The sequence below is a fragment of the Lacrimispora indolis DSM 755 genome, assembly GCF_000526995.1.
In the GTDB taxonomy this organism is placed as follows: domain Bacteria; phylum Bacillota; class Clostridia; order Lachnospirales; family Lachnospiraceae; genus Lacrimispora; species Lacrimispora indolis.
On record NZ_AZUI01000001.1, the window covers coordinates 294,364 to 319,953 of the forward strand.

The following is a 25,590-nucleotide window of genomic DNA, read 5'->3' on the forward strand; positions in this document are numbered from 1 at the left end:
CTCTACCATCTGGCGGATATATTTAAAATAGAACAAATTAAAATGAGGGTATCATATGGATTTATCAGCTCTTGCTTTTTCAGACAACACTCCCTGGCCTCCTATAGAGAGCATTTCTCAAAATAAGCAGTATGCAGCAGCCATGCTTTCCAACATAGGCGCCTGTAATTCCGAAATGTCCGCAATCAGCCTTTACATTTACAACAGTATGATCACCAGAAGCTACTTCTTCGATATTGCGGAATGCTTCCATAAGATCAGCATTGTGGAAATGCATCATCTAAATACCTTTGGTGAACTGGCCCTCCTGCTTGGGGCGGACCCCAGGCTGTGGAGCTATCAAAACGGGCGCACAAGGTATTGGACTCCTGCCTGCAACCGTTATCCCACCCGGATCGGGGCCCTGGTTGCCAACTCCCTGGCCAATGAACTGGAAGCCATTAAAAAATATCAGGCCCAGGCGGAGTGGATCGAAGACTGCCGGATCAAGGCAATCTTAAACAGGATCATCGCAGATGAGCTTTGCCATGTGCAGATCTTCCGGCTTATCCTGGCCGAGCTCAACAACGATCTTTTTAATCCGGCCTCCAACTACAAGGTTTGCGCGGAAGAGGCCGTTCCTGACAGCCACATCTCTGAACCTACATAAAACCATGGCATCTTCCGGAAAAGGGGCGCTTCATGAGGCATACCCCTTTTCCGGCAAACTTAATCCATTCTTATTTCCAGGTCCTTCTGATATCCTTTTTCCATCTTATGTCTTGCTTTTCTGTTTTCCACGGTATCGAAAATGATGGAAAAATCGTAATCTTCAGGGTAAAGCTCCTCTGCTGCCACTAAAAGCTTCACCCGCTTCTGGTTGATCCAGATCTTCTTATCCGGCATCTGGACCTGCAGCATGCCCTTCTCATTGACAGGAGTGCACACAATTCCCTTTTTCTTTTCCGGATAGACAAAAACGCTGTCCCCAATGGTGAACTTTTGTTCCATGACATTTTTATTCCCAGACGCTTTTTTCAGCTTTTCAATTTTGGGACTGCCTGTTTTTACAAAATCAATCTCTTCTTTTAAAGAGCCCGGCTCCTCTTCCCGTAAGCTTTCCCCCTCTCCGTAAGCATACCTTCTGGCTCTCCTTATCATGCTGTCCGGCATTCCCAGACGTTTGGCTATATAAAGGGCGCAGCTTTCTCCTGCTTCTCCTATTTCCATGCGGTAAAGAGGCTTAAGAGTCTCCTTGTCAAACGCCATCCTGGCGTTGGTGATTCCTTCCGCTTCTTTTGCGTAGGTTTTCACCTCCGGATAATGTGTGGTTGCCAGGAAAAGACAGCCGTTGTTTCTTAACTCCTCCAGTATGGCAATGGCAATTCCCATGCCTTCCGCCGGGTCTGTTCCTGAGCCCAGTTCATCTAAGATGACCAGACTTTCCGGGCCGGCTGCCTCTAAAATCTTCATCACATTGGTAATGTGGGCGGAAAAGGTGGACAGGTTTTCTGTAATGTTCTGCCCATCTCCAATATCGCAGAGCACCTGACTGTTCATGCAAAGATCCGCTTCCTTACAGGGTACATGAAGTCCGCACTGAGCCATGAGGGAGAAAAGCCCCACCGTTTTGATGGCTACAGTCTTTCCGCCTGTATTCGGCCCTGTAATAACAATGCCTCGCCCTTTCCTTCCCAGTTCAAACTCAAGAGGAACCACAGTTTCCGGGTTCATAAAAGGGTGGCGCCCATTTACGATCTTTATGATCCGGTCCGTATTAATTCCAGGTTCAATGCCGGCCATTGAAGCGCTTAAGCTTCCCTTTGCAAACAGGAAATCCAGCTTTTCCAAAAGGCGTTTATCACCTTCCAGCACCTCTAAATTTTCTTCTACTGAGGCAGTGAGCGTATACAAAATCCTTCTTGCTTCATTGTCCTCCTCAATCTTTAAAAGCTCCAGCTCTCCATTAAGGGCCATAATGGCAGCCGGTTCAATAAAAAGGGTGGAACCGGTTGAGGACTGATCGACGACGCTGCCTGGAACCAATGACCTGTAATCCTTTTTCACCGGAAGGCAAAGCCTCCCGTTTCTTAATGTCACATAGGAATCTGAAAAATATTTTTTATTTCCCCTTAAAATGGCTTCCGCTTTTGTCCGCAGTTTTTCTTCCAATCTGGCCACATCCTGACGGATGTTTTTCAAATATTTGCTGGCGCTGTCCTCCACCCTTCCGTTTCTGACACTTTCATAAATTTCTCTTGCCAAATCTTCCAGCGGGTTCAAATCCTGCTCATAATAAGGAAGGCCAAGCTCTAAATATTTACACCGGTTTAAAAAGTCCTTAAATCGCTTTACTGCGGTGAGCATCCCGCCTGTGCGTTCCAGCTCCTCTGCGGACAGGCAGCCGCCCTGCCTTGCTGTGTTCATGATCTCCTGCAAGCCGTTCATGCTGACTGCAGGAGGAAGCCCCATCCGGTCGATGATAGTTTTGGCTTCCGTTGTATCCCGAAGGCTTTTTTTCACTTCACCTTCCTTTAAGCATGGGGTTAAATTCCGTATTCTCTCTTTTGATGTTTCTGTGTGTGCAAATTCTTCGAGTTTTTCTAAAATAAGATTAAATTCTAAAATCTGAAATGTGTGATCCATGTAATTCTCCTCATTCCTTCTGGCTTTCCAACTGGTTTCCTGAGGTTCATGGAGCATAGGGGCAGGCAGGTAATGGTTGTGCAAGCATATTCGTTCGGCTCATTGCCTGCACAAAAAAAGCCTGTAAGACTACAAACCGACGTCTTACAGGCTTTCCGCCTTGTTCTGTCTGCTTTGTATTCCATGGGCAAAACAGGTACAAGAAATAAAGGTAAGACCTGTAGCCTTCCTCATCCCACTCCTGCTTTTCATATAAAACTGCCTTATGCTCCATGATTAAATACAATTAACAAACACACACATCCTATCATTTATACTTTCATCACTATACCACGGAAAGAAAATCCGGTCAATCCCTTTTCCTTCCTCCTGCCGGATTTTTTACTTTTTCCTATTGACAAGGCGAAAAGCAAAGTATATAATGTGCTTATTCAATAAGTACACTACACAACACCAAGGAGATATACTGTGGAGATTATAATCAGCAGTAATACAAATAAGCCCATCTATGAGCAGATCACTTCCCAAATAAAAGCGCTGATTATGAGCGGAGAACTGCAGACGGGTGATCCTATCCCATCCATGAGGGCATTGGCTAAATCCATTCATGTCAGCGTCATAACCGTACAAAAAGCCTATGAAGATTTGCAGCGGGATGGCTTTATTGAGACAACCGTTGGACGGGGCAGTTTTGTATCGGCACAAAACAAAGATTTCTTTCAGGAAGAACAGCAGCGCAAGGCCGAGGAGCATCTGCAGGAGGCCGCTGAAATCGCCCGCACCAGCGGTATTTCACTGAGCAAGCTGATTGAGCTTCTGACCATGTTTTACCAGGAGGAGGAATAAAAATGGATCCAATTTTACAGGTTAAAGATCTGACAAAACAATATCCGGATTTTAAGCTGGATCATGTATCATTTTCCGTTCCAAAAGGAGCTATTATGGGATTGATCGGTGAGAACGGAGCCGGTAAAAGCACCACCATCAATGGGATCCTTGATCTGATCCAAAGAGATGAAGGTGTGGTGAAATTTGGGGGGCAGGAACTTTCTTCCGATTCCAAAAGCATCAAGGAAGACATAGGGGTCGTATTTGAAGGAATCAATTTCTATGAAACACTCACGCCTGAAAAAGTCGGCAGGATTTCGGCAGCTGCCTATAAGCAGTGGGATGAGACCCTTTACAACAGCTATTTGAAAAAGTTACAGCTTCCGCCCCGCAAAGAGATCAAAACATTTTCCAGAGGGATGAAGATGAAGCTTGGCATTGCCGTTGCCCTCTCCCATAAACCGAAGCTTCTGATACTGGATGAAGCCACCGGCGGACTTGATCCGGTCATGCGTGACGATATCCTGGATTTGTTTCTGGATTTCGTGCAGGATGAAGACCATTCCATCCTCATGTCTTCCCATATTTCCACGGATTTGGAGAAAGTAGCAGATTACATCACCTTTATTCATAAAGGAAAGGTCCTGTTCTGTAAACAAAAAGATGAATTACGCTATCATTATGGGATCATCAGATGCACAACGGCTCAGTTCGATGCTATCGATAAATCAGAGATCCTTGCTTATCGGAAACGTGACTATCAATGGGATGTGCTGGTGGCAGATAAGGAAAAGGCACGCCGCAAGTACAAGGCGTCCGTGGTAGATGATGCCTCCATTGACGATATCCTTCTTCTCTATGTGAAGGGAGACCAGGTAAAATGAAAAGTTTGGTTTTAAAAGATTTATATAACATGGGACATAACGCCAAATCCATGCTTTTTTCGCAGCTTATTTTAGCTTTTGCTCTTATTCCTTCTGTGGGAGTGGAATCCTATATTATTACTAGCGGCATTCTATTCAGCATGATGATCATCACCACATTCAGCTTTGATGATCATTCCAAATGGTTGAAATACGCCATGGTAATGCCGGTTACCAAAAAGGACGTGGTAGTGGGAAAATTTGTTGTTCTTTTGATCTTTTCAGCCATTGGCGCTTTCTTTGGCTTGGTCATTGGCTCCATAGGCGGCCTCCTTATTCACCAGGTTATTTTAAACAGCCCAAGTAATGTTCTCACGCTGCTGCTTACCAGTGGAGCGAGTCTGGTAATTGCAGAAATCATGGGAAGCATGTCCATTCCGCTTCTGTTTAAATTCGGTGCGGAAAAAGCCCGCATATTGTTGTTTGTTTCCTGTACGATTCCTGCTGCGATCTGCTTTGGTTTCTATAAGCTTTTAACCTTGCTGGGTGTTTCTTTTACAGGTCGCTCCATATTTATCCTCTTATGCCTTTCTCCCATATTGGTACTGGTTTGGAATCTGGTAATGTATCAGATCAGCTATGGGCTTTTTGCGAAGAAGGAACTTTTGGACTAGGCCAGGGCGGCGGCAGCGGCGTACCGTTTAACAAAACCTCTGCCAGATGATCGCCTCTGTACACAAGCTTCAAAGAGAAAAACGGAATGTCCGCCAATAACAGCTCAAAGAAAATACGGTCTCCTTCCCAGAGAGACAGCCCGCCTGTTTCTTCTTTGGGCACCCATTTAAGCTCTCCTTCCTCACATTCCGTCAAGGCCCCTTCATATGCATCGGCCGTGTACAAAAACATGTACTCATCCGGATATTTATCTGATACAAAGGTTATTATGCCTCTGAGCCGGTAGGAACGCAGGGATAATCCGGTCTCTTCCTTTACCTCCCGCAAAAGACATTCCTCTGGGCTCTCTCCTTCCTCCAAGTGGCCTCCGACCCCCAGCCACTTGTCCTGGTTCATGTCACCCTTCTTTTTAATCCGGTGCAGCATCAGATATCTGCCCTCCCGTTCTATATAACAAAGGGTTGTTAAATTTTCATGCCTCATTCTTTCATCCTCCATGGTTAATCATTATTTCCTAAAGCTCCTCTTTTCCTCCCGGCCGCATTAGATCCCGGCGTCCAGTTCCCCATATTCTTCTGTGAGATATTCCAGGAACCGCCTGCTGGCAAAGGGCAGAATTTTCTTATCCTTAAAAACAACACCAATGGTTCTGGCTAATGGCGGCTCTGTCTCTCTTACCGATATATCATAATTTACACGGTTTAATATAAGCTCTGATAAAATCCCGACTCCCAGCCCCTTTTCAATCATGGCCATGATCGTATAATCATCATGGACAATATACTGGAGGTTAGGCTCAATTCCATGCTCACGAAAGCATTCCATTGGTTCATTTAAGCTTCCTTCCTCCAGAAGAATGAAAGGTTCTGATGCCAGTTCCTTTAACACGATCCTTTTATGCCTGGCCAGGGGATGGGAAAGGGGCAGGACGGCCAGCATGGGATCCTTCTTTAACGGGATGGTCTTAAGTTCCTGATCCCCCACTGCCAGGGGATTGATAAGGCCAAAATCCACGCTTCCATCCTTTACCAGCTGCTCAATTGCTGTATAATCCCCCTGGTATAGTTCAAAGCTGACCAATGGGTACTTTTCTTTAAACATTTTAATCAATCCCGGCAGCCAATGACAGGATACACTGGCAAAAGTGCCGACCCGGATGGTAGCATTCTGGATCCCTTCCATCTCTTTTCGCTTTTCCGTAAGCTCCCTGTAAGCATGGTATATATTTTTTATATAGGGTAAAAGCTCCGCTCCGTCAGGAGTCAGTATGACTCCTTTTTTGGAACGGATAAACAGCACAGCACCAAGCTCTTCCTCTAAAGACTGCACCATCTGGCTGATGGCAGACTGTGTATACCCTAATTCTTCGGAAGCCCTGGTAAATCCCCCTGTTTCCACAATCTTCATAACTGCCCGGTACCGCTTCATATTCCCAGCTCCTTATCATCAGTTTTTCTAATGTTTTCATTATAAACATTTGTTTTACTGATGTAAAGATTCATGGTATATTTTTATAAGCATAACAAGGGGTGGTCACGCCCTATGAGGGAGGAGCTTTATGAATACCAGCAGAGAACAGCTAAAATCCGGGATAAAGGATGGAATCCCCATCTGTCTTGGTTACTTTGCCGTATCCTTTACCTTTGGGATTATGGCATTAAATTATGGACTGTCCCCATGGCAGTCTGTTGTCATATCCCTTACCAATCTGACATCCGCAGGACAATTTGCCGGTCTGGGTATTATCACGGCAGGCGCTCCCTTCGCTGAAATGGCCGTCGCCCAGCTGGTCATTAACCTGCGCTATTGTCTCATGTCCTGTTCCATTTCCCAAAAGCTCGACAAAACAACCCCATTTTATCACCGTCTGCTGATCAGCTACGGAATAACAGATGAAATCTTCGGTGTTTCCGTGTGCAGGCCGGGCCCCTTAAACCCATGGTACTGCTACGGCCTTTTTCTGCCGGCCATTCCGGGATGGACACTTGGGACTGCTGCCGGAGCCTTCTTTGGACAACTTCTGCCAGAAAGGGCTCTAAGCGCTTTGGGCGTAGCCTTATATGGGATGTTTCTGGCAATTATCATTCCGCCTGCAAAGAAAGATAAGGTTTTGGCAGGAGTGACCGCTGTTTCCATGATTTTAAGCCTTTTGTTTTTTCTGATTCCGGTACTGCACAGGATTTCTTCCGGATTCAGGCTGATCATACTGACTGTTGCAATTGCAGGAGCCGCTGCTTTTTTCTTTCCGGTTCCTGATACTACGGAGGTTTCCCATGAATAACCGAATCTATCTTTACATACTGGTCATGGCCGCAGTTACCTATTTAATCCGCGTCCTTCCTCTGACCCTGATCCGGCAGGAAATAAAGATCCCTTTTATCCGGTCTTTCCTTTACTATGTTCCTTATGTGACGTTGTCGGTAATGACCTTTCCTGCTATTCTTATTGCCACTAAAAATATATGGTCCGGTGCCGGGGCACTTTTAACAGCTGCCATTCTGGCTTATAAGGAAAAAAGTCTTTTTCAGGTTTCCATAGCCGCCTGCTTAGTTGTTTTTATACTGGAATCCTTTCTATGAACATTTTTTGAAGCGATCAGTTTACAGACTATATTTCTTTCTTATGGCTCTTTTAGAAATCAAAATCTCCATAAGAGAAAAGACGTTTGTTACATATTAACATTGTCTTAACTTTCTGAAAAGGGCCGCTGCTTAGTCTGCAGCAGGCCTTTTAAAACCTATGGCGCACCAAATAAAAACGAAATATTTCCCTTCAGTTCGCAGTGATCTGTTTTCTAACAAACCTGTCTTTCAATACATATATTAAGATATAAAGGAGTACAAACATCCTTTATATTCTGGTTTTAATCAAAAACAGAATTGCTATTTACAGAAACCAAATTTTCGCACCTCAACAGGAGGGAATTATAATGAGTAATTGTAGAAATAGGGACGATAATTATTACCAAGATGAACGCAATTGTTGTCCTGGACCACAAGGACCCAGAGGCTGCCAGGGACCTACCGGACCAACGGGACCAAGAGGCTGTCCAGGACCTACCGGGCCGACCGGACCAAGAGGCTGTCCAGGACCTACCGGGCCAACTGGGCCTCAGGGACCGCAGGGATTACAAGGACCTCAAGGGCCTCAGGGACCTCAAGGACCTCAAGGAATTCAAGGACCTACCGGGCCTCAGGGACCTCAGGGATTACAGGGACCTACCGGACCAACGGGTGCTACCGGCGCTACCGGTGCTACGGGTGCTCAGGGACCAGTTGGGCCTATCGGACCTCAAGGGCCTCAGGGATTACAGGGACCTACCGGGCCAACGGGCGCTACCGGTGCTACGGGTGCTACGGGTGCTCAGGGGCCCATTGGACCTACCGGGCCTCAAGGACCTCAGGGTATACAGGGACCTACCGGACCAACGGGTCCACAAGGAGAAACCACAATTGCATACGGGGGACTCTTTTCAATTGTACCCCAGTCATTTACCTTTACCGCCGCAGATCAGGTATCACAGGTTGCTCTGGCAACCCAGATGCCTTCTTCCAACGTCGTTCTTGGCAGTAATACGATTCAAGTTAGTCTCTCTGGTTTTTACGAGGTAAACTTCATGATTCGTTTCGCCCCAGCTGCAACGACTACAACAATTAATGCCGGAGTGCGTTTTAACGGAGGAAGCACGTTCCTTACTTCTACTCTGCAATCCGTTCTTTTGTCTCTCACGGAAAATACCATCATCCAGGGGAGTGTCATTCTGGCGCTAGGTGCGGGCTCAGTCCTCGATTTGGCACTGCAGTCAACGGGACCTGTGACAGTCAGCCTGGCAGCCAATGCGAACGCATCGCTTAGTGTCAAACTGCTTCAGCTTGCACCTTAGTATTATACTTTTGCAGCACTGTATCCATGAGCGTAAGCTTAGCAATATGATAAAGAGTTAAATGAAACAGCCTGAATGGAGTGCCTCCATTCAGGCTGTTCTTTGGCAGATAGTCCGGGCAGATATCAATACAGCTTTTACATTCTCTGGCAGGCGTGTAACAGCTTTTACAAAGATTAGTACAATCCAAACCATTGCACAGAAAACGAATCTGGCATTCTCTTTTTCTGTTACATGGAAGAGGTTTCCAGACCTCGCTTCGTTTTGGAGAAAAGCGGTTGCGCTTCACTTCTTTCAAAACAGTAGCGGGGTCTTTCTCAATCCATATGCGCTGGGTCATGGTCAAGTGTTTCCGGTTGTAAGTTTTATTCTTAGAATTCATTGTGTATACCTCCTGAAAATATGGAGGATCCACTGCCAAAAACATCATAACATAAAACGGTGTGTAAGACTAACATCATGCAGAATGAATTTACCTTTACAAACTGAAGTTAGTCCTACAATCATGAAGTTAGAATTAAATTTTATATGCCAAAAACATCATAACAATAAAAAAGCAAGTAACTGTTGACTTAAAGTTAGCGTTAAGGTTTATAATTATCACACAGTATTACTGCCAAATAACATACATCCACAATAAAGAAAGGAATTATTGGTATATGAAGAAAATAGTGATAACCGGAACCGCGGGTCTTCTTGGCTCCTATGTAGTTAAGCACTTTTTAGAACAGGGATATGAGGTTTTGAGTGCAGACAAAATAAAACCGGCTGAGTCTTTGACACGGCATATGACGGCAGACTTAACCAATTTGGGCGAGTGTTATGGAATTTTAGAAGGCGCCTATGCAGTGATCCATCTTGCTGCAATCCCTTCCGCATACATTTATCCCAATGAGGTGACATTTCAAAATAATGTAACAGGTACATACAATATTCTCGAAGCAGCGGCAGGATTAGGAATTACAAAAGCGGTTATTGCCTCCAGCGAATGTACTTACGGTATCTGCAACTCTCGTCAGGGGCTGGCACCTGTTTACGTCCCCATAGATGAAGAACATCCTACACTTCCCGAAGATAGTTATGGCCTTGGAAAGATTGTTGGTGAAACGATTGCTGATGCCATTCACCGACGCTGCGGAATGCAGATTGTCTCGTTTCGGATCGGCAATATTATAAGCAAAGAAAAGTATTTAAACTTCCCTGGCTTTATTCATGACTCAAAAAAACGAAAACAACTTATGTGGAATTATATTGATGCCCGTGATATTGCTGTGGCCTGCCGCCTTGCCATCGAAAAAGAGGGACTCGGTTCTATTGTAATGAATCTCGCCGCTGATGATAACTGTATGGACATCAAAAGTTGTGATCTGATGAGAGCTGAATATCCAGATGTGACCGACATTCGTACACCAATTGATGAGTATCAGACTTTATATTCCAATGAAAAAGCCAAAAACATCTTAGGCTGGAAACCTGTTCATTTCTGGAGAGACAACGTACCTCAAGGATAATCCTTAATAAAACGCCGGAGGATAGATTTTACAATCTGCAGGTGCTGTTTGTCCCTGGTCATCAAGCATACCGGAGAAAACTTCATTTTTGTGATATTGGAATAAACTAAAGCTCAACACTGGTTTACAATTACAATAACTGATTCAGCATCTTCTCAAGGAGTTCAAAAAGACAGCGAGCCAGGTAATGCGGAAGGAGCAGGCAATACCTGTGCTGTTGTCTCAGGCGCAATCCCACATTTCCGTTACTTCATACCAAAACACCTCCCAATATTTTGCATATGAACATGCGTTTACCGATCCCCCCTTTATGCAGCGTAGATTACACCGATTGCAACGGCGTGCAGCTTTTTGAAAGTATAAATAAAGTTTCTCCGCCGACACGGCAGCTTACCAATCCGCTTTCGGCAATAATAAATCCCTCCACATCGCTCACGTCATCTGTCCTGATTTTACTCCATCTGTTTGGCTCCTGATTGGCCCGGATACATCTATTTACAGTACCATTACAATAGATTGTCCCTCGTTTTATACAACGGGTTTATGTGATAAAAATCCCCGGTATGTTATAAACTGGGGCAAATTGGGGACATGATTCTGGTAATTGGGAACAAATCATGTTTTAATTATGAGCCGGAAAGACTATACTCAGAAAGAACTAAAGATAATATTTATTGAAATCCAGCTTTTCAATACACAAAACAGAGGTGATCTATATGCCCAAAATATATACCTCAGAAGATGTATTAACTGCAGCAATGAGGCGGATTAACATCGCGTTTTCAAATTTCTCCCACCTATACCTCTGCGTGTCCGGCGGCAAGGACTCGTCCGTCATGCTCCAGCTCTGTGCATACATAGCCCGGCTGAGGGGCAAAAAATTCAGCGTCCAGTATATTGATCTGGAAGCACAGTATCAGGCTACGATTCATCACATCGAAGAACTGCGCCGGATGACAGCGGATGTAGTGGACAGGTTTTACTGGTGCTGCCTGCCCCTGTCACTTCGCAACGCAGTATCCGTCATTCAGCCAAAATGGATCTGCTGGGATCCAGATGAGCGGGAGAAGTGGGTGCGGGATATGCCGCAATACGCCTGTGTGATAAACGAAGATAACCTGCCAAAAGACTGGATATGGTTTTATCGGGGCATGGAGTTTGAAGAATTTACATATCAGTTCAGCCAATGGTTCCAAAAAACCCACGGCAATACTATCGGGGTCGGCATTGCTATCCGGAGCAACGAAAGTCTTAACCGTCTCAATACCATTATAAGCAAAAGAAAAGAAAGGTATCAGGATTACGGATGGACAACAAAGCTGCGGGTCCCTGGGCCTGATTGCGAAATCTATCATTTCTATCCGCTGTACGATTGGCGAACTGAAGATATCTGGGGCGCTGTGAGCCGTTTGGGACTTGCCTATAATGAGATTTATGAGCTGATGTACAAAAACGGGGTGAGCATCCATTTGCAGCGGCTCTGCCAGCCATACGGGGATGACCAGCGCAACGGATTGGACCAGTTCCGTGCGCTGGAGTCTGAGACCTGGGAAAAGGTTGTAAACAGGGTGCATGGCGTGAATTTCGGAAATATCTATGCCAGATCATCACTGCTGGGAAACATGAAGTCTGAGAAGCCCGCAGGACTGACCTGGCAGCAATATACCGTATTACTGCTTGAAAGCCTCGGCCTTTATTCTCCTGAGCTGAGGGATCACTACCACCGCAAAATAAAGATTTATTTGAAATGGTGGTCTTCCCATGGATTCCAGCTGGATCACATACCAGACGAAGCCAACCGGGAGCTGGAGGCGAAGAAAAAGATACCATCCTGGAGGCGGATAGCCAGAGCTATTGAAAAAAATGATTTTTGGCTGCGCCGGCTCAGCTTTGCACCGTCAAAATCAGACGCAGAGCTATTGATTCAGCTTAAAAAGCAATACCAGAATCTTATACATTTGGAGGACGCGCAGGACAAGAAGATGCGTGAGATAATCATGGAGGTGGATCATGGAAATACAATGTTTTGAGGGAAAATACGATAAAGCGCTTTTCTATTCCAAGATGGGGCGCTTTTTCGCCGAGGAGAGATACATTCGGCAAATGCCTTACCTGCGCAACGAACCTGACCGGGTCTGGTTCCTGATCGAAAGAGAAGGACGGGTCGCCGCTTTTTCATCTCTGCTGATTAAGAGTGAATATATATTATTTTCCACGGAATATGTAGAGACAAAGTACCGAAGGCAAGGTTTGTTCAAAGCTTTAACAAAAGCCCGGTTCAAATATTGCTGCGAAATTAACATGCCCGTGCATACCTCTACCAACATTGAGTTTATTAAGGATTATTATGTGAAGCAGGGTTTTAACATATATCGAACCACCAAACACTACTGGTTTTTATGCAGAGAAGGTCAGGAGGACACTTATGAAATTCACAGAAAAGAAAACATCAGAAACCTGCAATACGGAGCTTGAAAACTGTATTGAAAACATCAGGAATCTTCTTTATCCAATGAAACTGCACGAAAAGATACAGGCTCTGAACAAGATCCGGCGGGCTTTAAATGAATGTTCCCCGTTTCATGATCCTGTGGATCTGGTGGAGTGGATCCCCGCCAAAAAAATACAGGCGAATGATTACAATCCCAACAAGGTCGCCCCGGATGAAATGGAGCTGCTTTATACGTCTATCCGCATGGACGATTTTACACAGCCAATCGTATCCTACCGTATCGACAACGATCACTACGAAATTACAGACGGATTTCACCGCAACAAAATTGGCAGGTATCCCGACATCGCAAAAAGACGCCATGGTTACTTGCCATTAACCATTATTGACAAACCCCTGGATGAACGCATTGGCTCAACGATCCGCCATAACCGGGCGAGAGGAACCCATCAAATCCGTTCTATGAGCGAGATTGTCGTTACGCTGTCAAAAATGGGCTGGTCCGAGGCCAGAATAGGAAAAAACCTGGGCATGGAGCCGGATGAAATTATCCGCTTAAAACAAATCAGCGGATTGAAGGAAGCGTTTCAAAATCACGAATTTTCTAAGTCGTGGACCGAATTTGAGAATAAATATTACAAGTAAAGAATCAGGCCGTCATCAAATTGATGGGGACTTTTCTTTAAAATCCATAAGGTATGGGGTCTGAGGCATACAGACCCTGATTTTGAACACTCTCTTTTCCTTATCCGGATCAATTACAACTAAACCTCCAAGGCTTTCAATCGTTTCCTTAATGATTCGCAGCCCAAAGCCATGCAAATCCTTGTCCTCTTTCGTTGTCTCCGGTTCATCGCCTTCTATCAATAACTCACCGTTAAAAGAATTGGTTATCTCAATGATGACCCAATTCTGATTTCCGTTGCTCTTTACCTCAATGAATCGTTCCTGACCGGACAACTTATTGCAGGCTTCTATTGCGTTGTTAATGATATTTGCAAAAACACGGACAATGTCCAATTCCGTCATTGGTACAGTTTCCGGAAGATATGCATGTGCGGAAAAATGGATGTTCTTTTCTTCACAAACATCGGCCGCATCCTTTAATATGGCATCCAATATAATATTGTCAGAATAGCTTTTGTGAACAAGTACATTCCGCTGCATCGTATCATGGATGCCGTCTAACATTCGTATGGCTTTTTTATATTCCTGGCGGTTCAGCAAAGCTTTTAAAGAAGCCATCAAATTTTCATAATCGTGCCGAAATGCCCGATAGCTTTCCGTATATTTACGATAGGATTGATAATGACGCATTTGGCGGGAAAGCTGATCCTGTAATTGATAGGTATACAACTCGTACTCAAACAATTCGGATACCTGAGTCGTATGATGCAGGACAAACAGCAACCATAATTTACTGATAATGCAGGCGCCCAGATAAAGTACAGTGAACCAAGCAGAGGATCTGATGTTGTCATAATAACGGCCATCATTAATAAGTGTGAGAAACAGCAGTTGGAAAAAAAGGTAAATGACAACGAATTTCAGCTGCCTCCTGTTATGAAGCAAATGCCCGGCCTTTTTATGTGTAACAATCAACTTGCGGGAAAGTAAATCCCATGCGATTGAAAGCAGCACAACTAATGGAAGCATTACCTGATTCTGGATATCCCGCAAGAAAATGTCTTTGATGCTGGTATGAAAAATAATGGAATACAGCGAAAAGACTATGCCCATACTGCTGTATAAGGAAAACATGTAGATGCTGCCTACATAAAGAATCTGCATGTAGTTTACATAAAACAGCAAATGGTTGGCCAGCATTACAGAACCTATAATGAGATAAATGGCAAACCGGGGATCCAGCAGCAAATAGGCTGGCACGGCAACACCGATATTGACGGCAAGCGCAGCTGCGCCATAAAGCCAATGGCTCCTTTTCGACGGAAACACCGCCTTGTAATCAAGATAGATAAAAACATCATAAATAATGAGTGAAATAAGCCCTGACATGATTTTCTCCCTTTCCGCAATCATGGATACTGGCGTGACTGACATAATCAACAAAAGCTTTTTTCGTTTGTTGCATATATGTTGTGCCTACGGTAACTTTTTCACCTGTTTTTAGATATAGAATGTTATTCTGAAATTGAGAAATGTAAAACAAATTCACAATATATGAACGATGAATGCGAACGAATCCCTTGTGAAGCAGCTGATTCTCCAATTGCTCCATTGTCGAATAGAAATCAAAGCTTTCTCCTCCATTATAATGAACTGTTATGATTCGTTTCCTGATTTCAAAAAAAGAGATATCCTTGACAGGAATTACCTTTTGAGTTGTCCCCGACTCACAAAGGAACATATCGTATTCCTTTTTCAGGGCTAAAGTCATTGCCCTTAAAAATACTTCCTCAAATTTAGCAGTGGACGTTTTTGATTTCAGCAGATAATGTACCGGAGAAATATCGTAAGCTTTATAAACAAAATCTTCACTTGTGGTCAGAAAAATGATTTCCGAACTGCATTGAAGTTCTCTTAGTTTCTTTGCCGTTTCAATACCATTCAGTTTACCCATAAGGATATCCAGATAAATGATGTCCGCCCGATTGGGTGAATCTGCCAAGTGAAATAACAGCTCTTCCCCGCTGTTGAAGGAGAAAACAATGACCTCCACCCCGTTTTTCTTTGCAATCTTTTTAATCAACCGGGCATATTCTGCACAGGTATTTTGATTATCATCACATAAAAATATTGTCATCATAATTATTCACCAACCTTTCTCTCGGGCGTCATCTTTATTTCAACAGTACTAAAATATATATTCGCCCTAATTTCAAGTTAAAGACAAATGTTGTACACTCCGGTTTCTCATAAATCTTAAAATTGGAAGAAAGGTCTTTTCGAGTAAACTAAACCTACCATAAAATACCTTTTGATCCCATAAACCGGCCAATATTTCAGTTCGTTTATGATGCTTATGCCCTCTTCCTTACTTACAAAATGCATTAGCAGTATAACATATTTTGTATGTATTTACAACCTATTGGTATTGACTACATTTTAGGGAGATTCTTCTGTCCGGGCCTTGTATGACCGGTACAGCAACCGTTTAAGCAGCTGTGAGCATGATGATCATGGATTGGAAGATTGGAAAAATAAAAAACACCCAAAGGATTCTCATCCTTCGGGTGCTTACAGCTATATCAGCCTTGAGGCAGTGCGCTGATTTTTTCTTTGTTCTCTTCAGAATTAAGTATTCTATATACATTCCGTTCGGAATCTGACAGATTGTATACATCCATACCCGAAGGCTGCACTACACGGATCACAGCATTTGCTCCTGTTTTTGCTCCATTTACAATATTCAGGCTCCAATATATGGATTGAAGCTCAGCAAAGTCATCCGTGCCCGTAATTTGTATCTCATAGGGATAATTCTCGGTCTGTCCATGTCTTATGGCATAGATGGAAAGTGCTTCACAAAAATTATCTTCCCCTTCTATGAGAGTATAGGTTTCTGACATGCCCAGCAAATCAGCGATATAATCAATGCGCTCATCCAGGCTGCTGTGTGCGGCATGCATCGCTTCCGCAACATTCGGATTGCTCTCGTTTTCTTGCAGGACTGGCAGCTCCTCCCGAATCAGAATCCCACCGCTTCCACCAGTTCCTGCCTCCGGCAGATTTTCTCCTTCATAGTCAGATCCATCTGGCATAGCCTGGGAAGGGGTTCCCTCCGTTTCTTTGGAGGTCTCCAGGGATTCGCTTTGTTCCGGTTGGTCTATAGCTGCTTCCTGATCCTCCTCCTCATTATCGCTTTCTTCAGGATACTCCCCATCTCCTGGAATCGGCTCCATGTTGTCCTGGGGTTCAGACTCTGTAACTTGAGGCTCAGACTCTGTAACTTGAGGCTCAGACTCTGCAGCCTGGAGCTCATCAAGCTGGATTTCCTCCTGTGCAGATACCGGAAGGATGGCTCGTGCGACCAATCCGGTAAACAAAACCGCACACAAGACAATTGTACTCCATTTTTTCATTTGACCTTCCTCCTTATTTACATTCTATCTCCTCGGGCAAATTGCCGGGACCGTCTGTTTCATTCTTTTCTATTGCATATTGCGGCGGCGTCTCCGCATATTCCGGATCGCCAAGCAGTTTTCCAATTTCATTTTTAATCCTTTGAAATGCAAGAATCTTATACCGTTCAAGAGAGGATATTTCTTCCTGCAATACAGTTTTCTTCTTGTGCAGTACTGCCAGTTCATGGGCACATTCCTGCTTCGTTTGTTCCATTAAATCTGCCGCTGCCTTTTGCCCAATCAGAAGCGCTTCCGAAATCTGACTCTTCATCTCCATATATTCTGCCTGAACGCTGCGCAGCTGTTCAAGCTCCCTGCACTGCTCATCGGCTGCTGCCGCAATCTTATCAAGTAAAAGATCCACTTCCCTGGCATCATAGCATTTACTGAATCTTCTTGTCAGCTTAACCGTATCTATCGATTCTTTCGTTAATATCACTTTTTGTTACTTCCTTTCGTACCTGTTTTTATGCTCCATATTCTGGCCTTAAAACTCCGATTACAATATACCGGGCATCGTCAAACTCATAGCTGCACGTGGAAAGCACAATAAACTTATCACGGTCCGTATATTCTGTGCCGCTTTCAAAGGTTGTTTTTGATGATGCGTGTGACAGCAGCGCTTCCAGATTTCCTTCGAACATAAATGCCTGGTCACGCCATTGATCTGCACCGATGACACAGCCATATTTCAGATCTATCCGGTAGTTTCCCTGTTCTGTATAAAGGTACAGGTAAGGGTACTGTTCAAAATATTTCTGTTCCTTATATTTTACCAGGGAACCAAACATCTTGCCCGATTTCATGTTGTGCCCGTAAATGATGCTCAACCTGCCGCTAAAATCCGGCGGACAGCTGTAGTCAAGAAATAATGTTCCGTTCACATGATAAGTTCCGTCCGGCAGATGGTGTAGATACCAGTTGTAATCGTCGGAGCACATAACAGGATAGTCGATTTCAGTATCAGGACAGTAAAGCCATACAGCAGCGTCAGTATTAACTTTTTGAAGCATTTCAAAATCTATGTAGATTGACGGAATATCCACCAGCGCCAATGCTTCTGATTCAGAAGCATTGGCACCTGCCGGATGCCGGATCTGCGTTTGCAGCTGCTTATAGTTTTGATCCCCTTCTGCATAAATCTGTAAGCTTTCCCTCATCTTGTACCAGGAAAACACCATAACACAGACTGAAACCATTAGAAGGAACCCTGCTGCGATTTTCATTGGTTTTTGCCTTTTTCTCATGAGCTTCCCATCATTCTCTTTCATCTGCCAATGGCTTTTACCGTTTCCTCTGTTTTGCGTCTGCTGGTAAAGATCAGATAGATAATACAACAGGCCGCTACGATAAAACTGCCCAAAAACATTGCTGTATAGAACCCGAATCTGATAGAATCGCCGGTTTTGGGTATGCCGATTTGGGATAGTCCGGCTTTGGGTATGCGCGTTTCGGATACGTCAGCTTCAGGTACACCTGTCTGGGGTGCGCCGGCTTTGGGTACTCCGGCATCTACGCCTTTGATGCTGCCTTTGCCACTTCCCCCATTTCCGCTGCCTCCACTACTTCCACCACTGTACTTGTTTATAAAAATACAGGATTCCACTTGCTTATTGGATCCGTTTGTCACTGTCCGAGTAACATCCAGCTGGCCGTTCACATCCTTCACAACATCTGTAATCGTGTAAACAGTGGTATCATAAGTGTATCTCGATTGTCTGGTGTTCACTTCAGAGATGGTGTAATAATACGTTCCTTCCCTGGTGTATGTCCATGAGCCAAAGTCCTTCTTACCTGAACCCGTAATAGTTATGGTTTTCACACCATTGGCACTGCCCTCAGGCATGGGATTTGCCTCATTCTTTGCTTTCAGTAAAAAGGTGAAGGTGCTGGCTTTAGACGGATTTCCGGATACAGTTTTTTTCACCGGCGGATCGACCATGATTTCAGGCTTGCTTGCAAGAGGAGTATAAGTGTTTTTAAACTCAATACGGCCCGCCTTGCTGCCATCACCTTTTTGGACAGTAATTTCCGTTACAAGATGATTAGCCGGCTGTCTCACATAGACAGTCAACGAATAAACCTCATTGTCGTAACTATATCCTGCTGCAGAGGAAAACGTATTTCCTTTGATTTCATAACGGTAGATACCGGTATTGTTAAAGGAAATCGGATCAATATTTTTGCTGCCAGTTCCATCGACTGTGAAGGAATAAACGCCGCTGATACTTCCCGCTGGCATTGGATTTGCGGCATCCATTGAGGTTAACGTGTAAGAAAACACACTGTTCACACCCAAAGCAAAGCTATTCTTTATAAAGACCTGGTCTATGCGTAATGTGACCGGCACCGAAGTGACCGCTGCATAAGCGGCCCTGGGAAGTACCATAACCAAAATGAATAGAACAAACAGACAAACCATGGTTGTTATTCTTTTACCCTGTGCTTTATGTAAAAAAGGCATCTTCCACTACTCCTTTACGCGCTTTCTTTTTAATATATAATGAATGGCAATTACAAACAGGATGATCAAAACTATTAATAGCGTGATCCGCAGCCACACAGGGGTGCTCTCCCAGATGCCGTCTTGCATGTCTACCAGCACCTGCCCGTTTGCTTCCCTTATATTTTCCGTATTAAAGGTATTGCTGTAGCACTCGTTCGTAATTCTTGCTGCAAGAATGTCCCTTCCATTGGTTGAATCGGAAGAACATGTGGTCAAAAGCAGGATATGATCTTCTGCAGTCACTCCAATATCCCGGGTATACAGGGCCTTATCCATGAGGTTTTGCAGGTATGCCTGCTGTGCCTCCCTGCCCTGGATGCAGGGTGTAAATACGCCTCCATCGTATGCATCAGTCTTAATAAAGGCAAAAAATTCCAGTCCATGATCTTTGCCGCTGAAATACAGATTTCCATAAATGCGGCTGTCAAAAAAGTTCTTATTGCTAAAGGAACCAAGATCTCCGAACATCGCTTGTTTTTCCATGTGATGTCCGTACAAAATGCTGTTAAAGTCCTGGAAGTCCTTGTTGTTTAAATAATCCAGGAAGATTGCTCCTGAAAGGGAGTAGGTCCCAAAGACACTGGTATTCACATATTTTGCATTGTCGGTACCCTGCGCGATGGGATAGTCTATATTGGTACCATAGACAGTCAGCCAGCCAAACACCTCCGGGTTCATAGCCTGAAGCTCTGTAAAGGATACACTGTCTTCCTCTGCACTGGGCTTGTAAACCGCGAACCGGGAGGCGTCTGCTGCCTGGTATACCTGGTCAGAGTCCCACATGGCATAGGCGGAAACCGCTATCATCAGCAGAATGATCGTCAGTATCATGAAATCAACCACATTGCTTGCGACCTTTACTGCTATTCTGCCGATCTTTATTGCTGCTATGTTCATATGGACTCCTTCCCGGTATTATTTTATATCAGCCTTACCGGCTGACATTTAATGCTTGGAACCGTAAACACGTCTTTTATTTGATTTCACTACTACGAAAGCAGTAAACGCACCTGCCCCTATGATCAGAATCATGATAAAGGGAAGGTTATTGATTACAACGCCCGTAGGAGTTATGGTTTTAAACATGCTGGTAAAATCAGCACCATTCTTACTCTCACCGATAAGCCATGATCCGGTACTGAGGTTTTGTCCCTCAGGAGCAGTTAAATCCGGAGTTATCACGGAGCCGTTGGAAGTAATCCGGGCTTTCGGAGTATAACCCACAGCACCTTGTAAATTCGCAACATATGTTGCTCCAACTTCTAAATCATTGAAAACCAGTATCTGGTTATGTTTGAGGTTGATCACCTTTGTTGCTCCTGTTGTTACTTTAATATACTTTTTGCCGTTATCATCGGTTTGAATGCTGCCTGTGTCACCAGAAGCTACATTGGCATCCCCTGTTACCACACCGGTAGAATCAATTACATATGCCTTGTAGGTCACCTCGTCCGTCAACACAGCAGGTTTGGTTATTGAAATATCATAGCTGAAGTATTTTGTCTGGTCAGCAAAATCACCTGCTACAACCTTACTGATGGCAAGAACCTGATTCCCGGGAATTGTTGGGTCCACGCCTCCGGTATTCTTTGTATAGGCATTGCGGAAGACAAGACCGCTGTAGCTGCCGCTTCCCGTAGGACCGCCGGGATTTGGATTAATCTTTTCGCCGGAACCATCTGTACCGTCGTCATTTACAAGGATTTTAGTAACAATCGTTTCTACATAGAAACCTGAGTGATCGTTTTTCTCTTTTACATAGTAACTGATTTCATATTTTGCCTGAGAATAAATCATGGTTTCCTTCGCAGGATCTGCAATAGTATAGGTGTTCTCATTCTCCGTAATGTCGTATGTATATATGCCCGTACTTGTAAAGGTGGGAGTCACTTCCACTTCTTTTGGCACGCTTTTGATTCCGGTTTGGCTGTCTGTGCTGCCCGCATCGGTGCTGGAGAATAAAACAGTTACAGGTGAAATGTCCGGCATCTGGCTCAAAGCAGATTGTGTTGTTTCTCCCATATAGTTTTTCTTTGTGAAAGAAAAAGTGAAATTCGCCGCAGGTGTCGTTGTTCCTTCCGGCATGTCCAGCATTTTTGTTATAGACGCTTTGGCAGGGTTGGTTTCACTTCCAGTGAGGGGACCGCCATCTGCAAATGCAGGTGCAGTAACTTCCAGGCACATTACCACGGCAAGTGCCGCCGTTAAGAGCATACGCGGGAACCGCTTTTTTTGTTTTTTAATCATTTTTTTACTCCTTATTTAATATTTAGCATGTTTATATATAGAAACACAAAGGTTTTATATATCTCTTCGTCTGAGGATTGTTATCACTTTCCCCAGTGTGTCTTTGAAATCCACAGCGCCATATATGCGGCTGTCTGTGGCGTTTACCCGGCTGTCTCCAAGGACAAATACCTGCCCTTCCCTGACTGTAATCGGGAACTCCGCACCGACTTCGTACCGCTGAGTCGGGGCATATATCTTTGTTTCCTGCTGCAGTGCACCGTTGATGAACAGCCCTTCCTCCGTGATATCCACAATATCACCTGCCGTAGCAATCACCCTGCGCACCTGTTTTTTTCCCTCAAATTCCAGCACAAGGGTATCATCGGCCACATAGTTTTTGTCCAGTCGGTAGAAGATCACCAGGTCACCGTCTTTAACTGCAGGAGTCATAGAGGCGTCCACATTGCGGCAAAGGCCGAACATAAAGGTGAAGCCTAGCAGCATGACCAGCAGCACCGCTGCAATCTTGGCTAACAGAAACAAAATTTCCATTAACAGAGAAGGTTCAGATACCATTACCGGTTCCCCTGGTGGTTCCCGGCTCCTTAAGATCCTTTTGGTTTTTGCATGTTTATAAACTTCTCCCATGTTATAAACTCCTTTTATATCTGCGAAGGACTTTGCCAGTTCCCAGGCCGGCTCCCAGCAGCATGGGCAATGCCAGAAAAACTAAGGGCTTACTGCCTCCCGCTGATACACCGGTGGGCACAACGGCAGTTCTGGTATTTATATAAGCAAAGGTTTTGGCTGCATCAGCCAATGTACATATCCCTGTATCTGCTCCGGTATATATCGTATTTTCGTCCCGGAACGATGTGGTATAGCCTGCAGCAAGGTTCTCAACAATTTGAACCTTGCTGTTCATTGCGGCACCTGCAATGGTAATTTGCTGGCCATGTTTCAGTGTGAACGCTGCTTCGCCGTTACTGTCCAGTGTCAGCATACCGCCTGCCGGAGCTTCCGCTCCCGATCCTGAAATAATACTGCCTGTATATATAAACTGTATTCCCCCTGGAAGCTTACTTCCGTTTTCATTCATAAACCTGATGGTGAAATTAAATTCCTTTGTTTTGTCGCCATAATCACCGGCTACTGTCTTGGAAACAGTAACGCTGCTGCTGAGCGCCCACTTTGCATACAGTTTCATATTACCTGTCACCGTATCTGAGGCAAAGTTCCAGGGATTTGTGCCGTTAATATCCCTGTACCAGCCCGCAAAGGAGTATCCGTCACGGGTAGGGCCGGGTGATGGTGCTGTAATGGTGCTGCCGGGTGCAACGATCTTTGGATGAACCAGATCTCCGCCACAGGAATCAAACTCCACTGTGTAAAAAATACCGGTTGCAGTCGTCTTATATCCAACGTCAAAGTTATTGTAAGCAAAGTCAAATGGCGCAGTAAAATGTGTTGTATAGATCTTTTGTGCATGCAGATTCATATCAACTTCACTTTTAATATTAGCCTTGCCGGCAATGTTATCGTTAAATACCACTTCATCTGAAGTAACCGTAAGGTTGGCCAGGGGCGTCACGTAAATGCCGCCGCCGTTGGGCGCCAGATTACCCTCAATTTTTCCGGCCTGGATTTTAACGGTTCCATTCGCTTCGCTGTAAATGCCGCCGCCGCTTTGCTTTGCCATATTGCCGAAAATTTCACCGCTTTCAACGACAATCGGACTCTGATTTAAATAAACTCCGCCGCCCCTGCCTGAATCGCTTTCCACTGATTCTGCAACATTGTTAGTGATTTTCCCACCATCCTTGATTGTAATGATACTGTTACCCCTGCCGTGGATACCACCGCCCTGACCTCCTCCAAAGCTGCCGTAGGAAGCAAGTGCAGCATTTCCGGAAATTTCACCGCCGCTGATTGTAAAAGTTGCTTGAGCATAAAGGTATACACCTCCGCCGTATCCCGCCGTATTGTTGGAGATATTTGAATTAATAACCGCAATATTTCCTCCGCTGCTCAGTATAGCACCGCCAAAGAAAGGCGACTTATTGCCGAAGATGCTGCAATCCTTGATTGTATTCATCATCTCTTCTGATGAACTTCTACCGTCTATGCCAATACCGCCGCCGCCCATCTCCGATTCATTGCCGGAGATTTCACTGCCAGTGATGTTAATAGCCGCTGTAATACCTGAATTTGTGATAGAATTTATCTGAATCCCCCCGCCGGTCATTACCACTTTATTATTAGAGATTTTTGTATTATTGACCGTCAGCGTGCCTGAAGCAAAGTATACTCCGCCTCCATGGGTTGATGTATTTCCAGAGATTTCACTGTCATCTATGGTGACGTTGGATTCTTTTCCATACAACCCGCCACCCAGATGATTCCCTTGATTGGAACCGTATTGAGCAATATTATTACAGATTCTGCTGTCCCGGATAGAAACAATGCTGTTGTTAACATCAACACCAGCTCCATTTTGCAGTGCAACATTTCCGGATATTTCAGTATTTTCAACGGTAAGATCACCTGAATCAACGTAAATTCCGGCTCCATTTTGGGACGCAGTATTTCCGGATATTTTAGTGCTTTCAACGGTGAGATTACCTGAATCAACGTAAATTCCGCCCCCATTTTGTGGTGAAGTATTTGCGGACATTTCAGTACTTTGAATGGTAAGATTACCTGAATCAACATAAAATCCGCCGCCGTACATTTTCCCGATATTTCCGGTTATTTTACCGCCATGAAGAGTGAGCGCAGCTCCCGTATTAAGCAGAAAGCCGCCTCCGTACTGTGCATTACAATTCTGTATTACAGAATTGGTGAGGTTAAGCTTAAGAGATTTTCCAGCCTTAATCTCGAATCCGCCACCATTTTTTTTCCCGTCAATCACGATATTTTCAAAGGTAAGTTCAATCGCACCGCCGTTAGAGCTTGAATCTATGATGAAGTGCCGCCTGGCATTGGGCTGGGAAAAGGTAATCTGATTACCGGAACTGGAACGAAAGATAAGACTCTTATTAATGGTAATACTTTCACTTGATAAAAATCCAATGTCTCCTGATATTACGATTATATCGTTCTCCGCTGCCTGGCCTATGTATGTTTTCAACTGACTATAATTACTTGCCGTCCATACCCGCGCAGCCTTTTTACCCGGTAAGCGAATACCGGCGTTCACAGCCCCCTCCCCCGTATCTGTTTCCTCAGAAATTATAATCGTTTCACTGTATGCCATGATCGTTTCTTCGCCCACTTCAACGATCTCAAATTTATTGTCTCCTGACATTCCAATCACTGGCAGCAGGTATTCTGTTTGCTCTATTATTTCAGGGGCAATGCCCACTACATAACTGCCTGGCTCTATGTTTTCAAAGCGGTAAGTACCATCGGTTCCGGTTTTGGCAGTCTGTACAGCAATATGAGGATCATCAGCCATATAGAGACTTACAGGATAATCTTCCACGCCTGACTCATCTTCATCCATCACGCCGTCCGCATTTTCATCCAGCCAAAGCCTTCCGCTGATGCTGCCGGACGACCCATAAGAAGGTTCCGTTACCGTTACAACTGCAACAGGGCGCGCCTGCCCATATAGGTATGTGCCAATATCAGCAGTGAACGTATACATCCCTGCCGTATCTTTGTTATATCCCCCACCGTCCTTCCATATTATTGGAATGGCGGCTATCGTTCCATCCTCCAGAGTTGCCATCAAGGTTTCAGGAAGTGAAATACCCTCTCTTTCCGTTCCTGCCGGGACAGTCGCTTTTGTCACAACCACATCAAAAAACGCGATTGCTTCTGTTCCCCTGTCGTTTTGGGCGATCCCTGTAATAGGCAATACTCCGAAGACCAGCAATATTACAAGCAGCAGAGAAAAACTGCCGTACAAATTACATTGTTTTTTCATAT

25 protein-coding genes are annotated in these 25,590 nt (G+C 44.6%); 11 read left to right on the forward strand and 14 right to left on the reverse strand.

The window, feature by feature from the left end; translation table 11 throughout:
• Positions 1 to 55: 55 nt before the first annotated feature.
• Positions 56 to 649 carry a ferritin-like domain-containing protein gene (locus K401_RS0101445; RefSeq protein WP_024291297.1) on the forward strand — a complete coding sequence of 198 codons (594 nt, stop codon included), beginning with the start codon at positions 56 to 58 and terminating at the stop codon, positions 647 to 649.
• A gap of 59 nt (positions 650 to 708) precedes the next feature.
• On the opposite strand, the gene K401_RS0101450 is transcribed toward K401_RS0101445, so the two are convergent.
• Complete coding sequence (locus K401_RS0101450) at positions 709 to 2,625, reverse strand: endonuclease MutS2 (protein WP_024291298.1); 1,917 nt, start codon at positions 2,623 to 2,625, stop codon at positions 709 to 711.
• Positions 2,626 to 3,093: 468 nt separating this feature from the next.
• Between K401_RS0101450 and K401_RS0101460 the strand changes: the two genes are divergently transcribed.
• The 3 genes from K401_RS0101460 to K401_RS0101470 are packed head-to-tail and all read left to right on the forward strand — an operon-like array spanning position 3,094 to position 4,990.
• Complete coding sequence (locus K401_RS0101460) at positions 3,094 to 3,471, forward strand: GntR family transcriptional regulator (RefSeq protein WP_024291300.1); 378 nt, start codon at positions 3,094 to 3,096, stop codon at positions 3,469 to 3,471.
• A gap of 2 nt (positions 3,472 to 3,473) precedes the next feature.
• The gene (locus tag K401_RS0101465; RefSeq protein ID WP_024291301.1) at positions 3,474 to 4,337 is read left to right on the forward strand and encodes an ABC transporter ATP-binding protein; all 864 of its coding nucleotides are present in this window, start codon (positions 3,474 to 3,476) and stop codon (positions 4,335 to 4,337) included.
• A complete protein-coding gene (locus tag K401_RS0101470) occupies positions 4,334 to 4,990 on the forward strand; it encodes an ABC-2 transporter permease (RefSeq protein WP_024291302.1) in 657 nt (218 codons plus the stop codon). Before K401_RS0101465 ends, K401_RS0101470 begins: the two co-directional genes overlap by 4 nt.
• Here K401_RS0101470 and K401_RS0101475 read toward each other — a convergent pair.
• Both K401_RS0101475 and K401_RS0101480 read right to left on the reverse strand, forming a co-directional pair.
• Positions 4,950 to 5,474 (reverse strand): NUDIX hydrolase, encoded by a 525-nt coding sequence (locus K401_RS0101475; RefSeq protein ID WP_024291303.1) that lies wholly within the window; start codon positions 5,472 to 5,474, stop codon positions 4,950 to 4,952. The two genes, K401_RS0101470 and K401_RS0101475, sit on opposite strands and share 41 nt — an antisense overlap.
• A 60-nt stretch (positions 5,475 to 5,534) precedes the next feature.
• Positions 5,535 to 6,419: a LysR family transcriptional regulator gene (locus tag K401_RS0101480; RefSeq protein WP_024291304.1), complete on the reverse strand. Its 885-nt coding sequence runs from the start codon at positions 6,417 to 6,419 to the stop codon at positions 5,535 to 5,537.
• Positions 6,420 to 6,549: 130 nt separating this feature from the next.
• Between K401_RS0101480 and K401_RS0101485 the strand changes: the two genes are divergently transcribed.
• The 3 genes from K401_RS0101485 to K401_RS30910 all read left to right on the forward strand — a co-directional run bounded on the left by K401_RS0101485 (position 6,550) and on the right by K401_RS30910 (position 8,874).
• Positions 6,550 to 7,272: an AzlC family ABC transporter permease gene (locus K401_RS0101485; RefSeq protein WP_024291305.1), complete on the forward strand. Its 723-nt coding sequence runs from the start codon at positions 6,550 to 6,552 to the stop codon at positions 7,270 to 7,272.
• Positions 7,265 to 7,570, forward strand: coding sequence for an AzlD domain-containing protein (locus tag K401_RS0101490; RefSeq protein WP_024291306.1), 306 nt, complete (start codon positions 7,265 to 7,267; stop codon positions 7,568 to 7,570). Before K401_RS0101485 ends, K401_RS0101490 begins: the two co-directional genes overlap by 8 nt.
• 350 nt (positions 7,571 to 7,920) lie before the next feature.
• Complete coding sequence (locus K401_RS30910; RefSeq protein ID WP_051464001.1) at positions 7,921 to 8,874, forward strand: collagen-like protein; 954 nt, start codon at positions 7,921 to 7,923, stop codon at positions 8,872 to 8,874.
• Here K401_RS30910 and K401_RS0101500 read toward each other — a convergent pair.
• Complete coding sequence (locus K401_RS0101500; protein ID WP_024291307.1) at positions 8,849 to 9,256, reverse strand: hypothetical protein; 408 nt, start codon at positions 9,254 to 9,256, stop codon at positions 8,849 to 8,851. The genes K401_RS30910 and K401_RS0101500 overlap by 26 nt on opposite strands.
• 277 nt (positions 9,257 to 9,533) lie before the next feature.
• On the opposite strand from K401_RS0101500, the gene K401_RS0101505 reads away from it, so the two are divergent.
• The 4 genes from K401_RS0101505 (at position 9,534) to K401_RS0101520 (ending at position 13,482) form a co-directional block, all read left to right on the forward strand.
• Complete coding sequence (locus K401_RS0101505; protein ID WP_024291308.1) at positions 9,534 to 10,385, forward strand: NAD-dependent epimerase/dehydratase family protein; 852 nt, start codon at positions 9,534 to 9,536, stop codon at positions 10,383 to 10,385.
• Between the two features lie 716 nt (positions 10,386 to 11,101).
• Positions 11,102 to 12,415, forward strand: coding sequence for a DUF3440 domain-containing protein (locus tag K401_RS0101510; RefSeq protein WP_024291309.1), 1,314 nt, complete (start codon positions 11,102 to 11,104; stop codon positions 12,413 to 12,415).
• Entirely contained in the window at positions 12,396 to 12,860 is a 465-nt protein-coding gene (locus tag K401_RS0101515; protein WP_024291310.1) for a GNAT family N-acetyltransferase, read from the forward strand. The genes K401_RS0101510 and K401_RS0101515 overlap by 20 nt, the downstream gene beginning before the upstream one ends.
• On the forward strand, positions 12,811 to 13,482 hold the full coding sequence (locus K401_RS0101520) for an IbrB-like domain-containing protein (RefSeq protein WP_024291311.1): 672 nt from the start codon (positions 12,811 to 12,813) through the stop codon (positions 13,480 to 13,482). The genes K401_RS0101515 and K401_RS0101520 overlap by 50 nt, the downstream gene beginning before the upstream one ends.
• A gap of 15 nt (positions 13,483 to 13,497) precedes the next feature.
• On the opposite strand, the gene K401_RS0101525 is transcribed toward K401_RS0101520, so the two are convergent.
• The 10 genes from K401_RS0101525 to K401_RS0101570 form a co-directional block, all read right to left on the reverse strand.
• The gene (locus K401_RS0101525) at positions 13,498 to 14,853 is read right to left on the reverse strand and encodes a sensor histidine kinase (RefSeq protein WP_024291312.1); all 1,356 of its coding nucleotides are present in this window, start codon (positions 14,851 to 14,853) and stop codon (positions 13,498 to 13,500) included.
• Entirely contained in the window at positions 14,822 to 15,604 is a 783-nt protein-coding gene (locus K401_RS0101530) for a LytR/AlgR family response regulator transcription factor (RefSeq protein WP_024291313.1), read from the reverse strand. Before K401_RS0101530 ends, K401_RS0101525 begins: the two co-directional genes overlap by 32 nt.
• Positions 15,605 to 16,046: 442 nt before the next feature.
• The gene (locus K401_RS0101535) at positions 16,047 to 16,880 is read right to left on the reverse strand and encodes an ICP22 family protein (RefSeq protein ID WP_024291314.1); all 834 of its coding nucleotides are present in this window, start codon (positions 16,878 to 16,880) and stop codon (positions 16,047 to 16,049) included.
• 13 nt (positions 16,881 to 16,893) lie between these two features.
• Positions 16,894 to 17,361, reverse strand: coding sequence for a hypothetical protein (locus tag K401_RS0101540; protein WP_024291315.1), 468 nt, complete (start codon positions 17,359 to 17,361; stop codon positions 16,894 to 16,896).
• 28 nt (positions 17,362 to 17,389) lie between these two features.
• The gene (locus K401_RS0101545; protein WP_084493049.1) at positions 17,390 to 18,148 is read right to left on the reverse strand and encodes a class B sortase; all 759 of its coding nucleotides are present in this window, start codon (positions 18,146 to 18,148) and stop codon (positions 17,390 to 17,392) included.
• 41 nt (positions 18,149 to 18,189) lie between these two features.
• The gene (locus tag K401_RS0101550) at positions 18,190 to 19,386 is read right to left on the reverse strand and encodes a Spy0128 family protein (RefSeq protein ID WP_024291317.1); all 1,197 of its coding nucleotides are present in this window, start codon (positions 19,384 to 19,386) and stop codon (positions 18,190 to 18,192) included.
• A gap of 6 nt (positions 19,387 to 19,392) precedes the next feature.
• Complete coding sequence (srtB, locus tag K401_RS0101555; protein WP_024291318.1) at positions 19,393 to 20,325, reverse strand: class B sortase; 933 nt, start codon at positions 20,323 to 20,325, stop codon at positions 19,393 to 19,395.
• Positions 20,326 to 20,373: 48 nt separating this feature from the next.
• Positions 20,374 to 21,675, reverse strand: a complete 1,302-nt coding sequence (locus K401_RS0101560) for a DUF7601 domain-containing protein (protein ID WP_024291319.1) — start codon at positions 21,673 to 21,675, stop codon at positions 20,374 to 20,376.
• Between the two features lie 54 nt (positions 21,676 to 21,729).
• A complete protein-coding gene (lepB, locus tag K401_RS0101565; RefSeq protein ID WP_024291320.1) occupies positions 21,730 to 22,305 on the reverse strand; it encodes a signal peptidase I in 576 nt (191 codons plus the stop codon).
• Between the two features lies 1 nt (position 22,306).
• On the reverse strand, positions 22,307 to 25,588 hold the full coding sequence (locus tag K401_RS0101570) for an InlB B-repeat-containing protein (protein ID WP_166435252.1): 3,282 nt from the start codon (positions 25,586 to 25,588) through the stop codon (positions 22,307 to 22,309).
• Positions 25,589 to 25,590 lie beyond the last annotated feature (2 nt).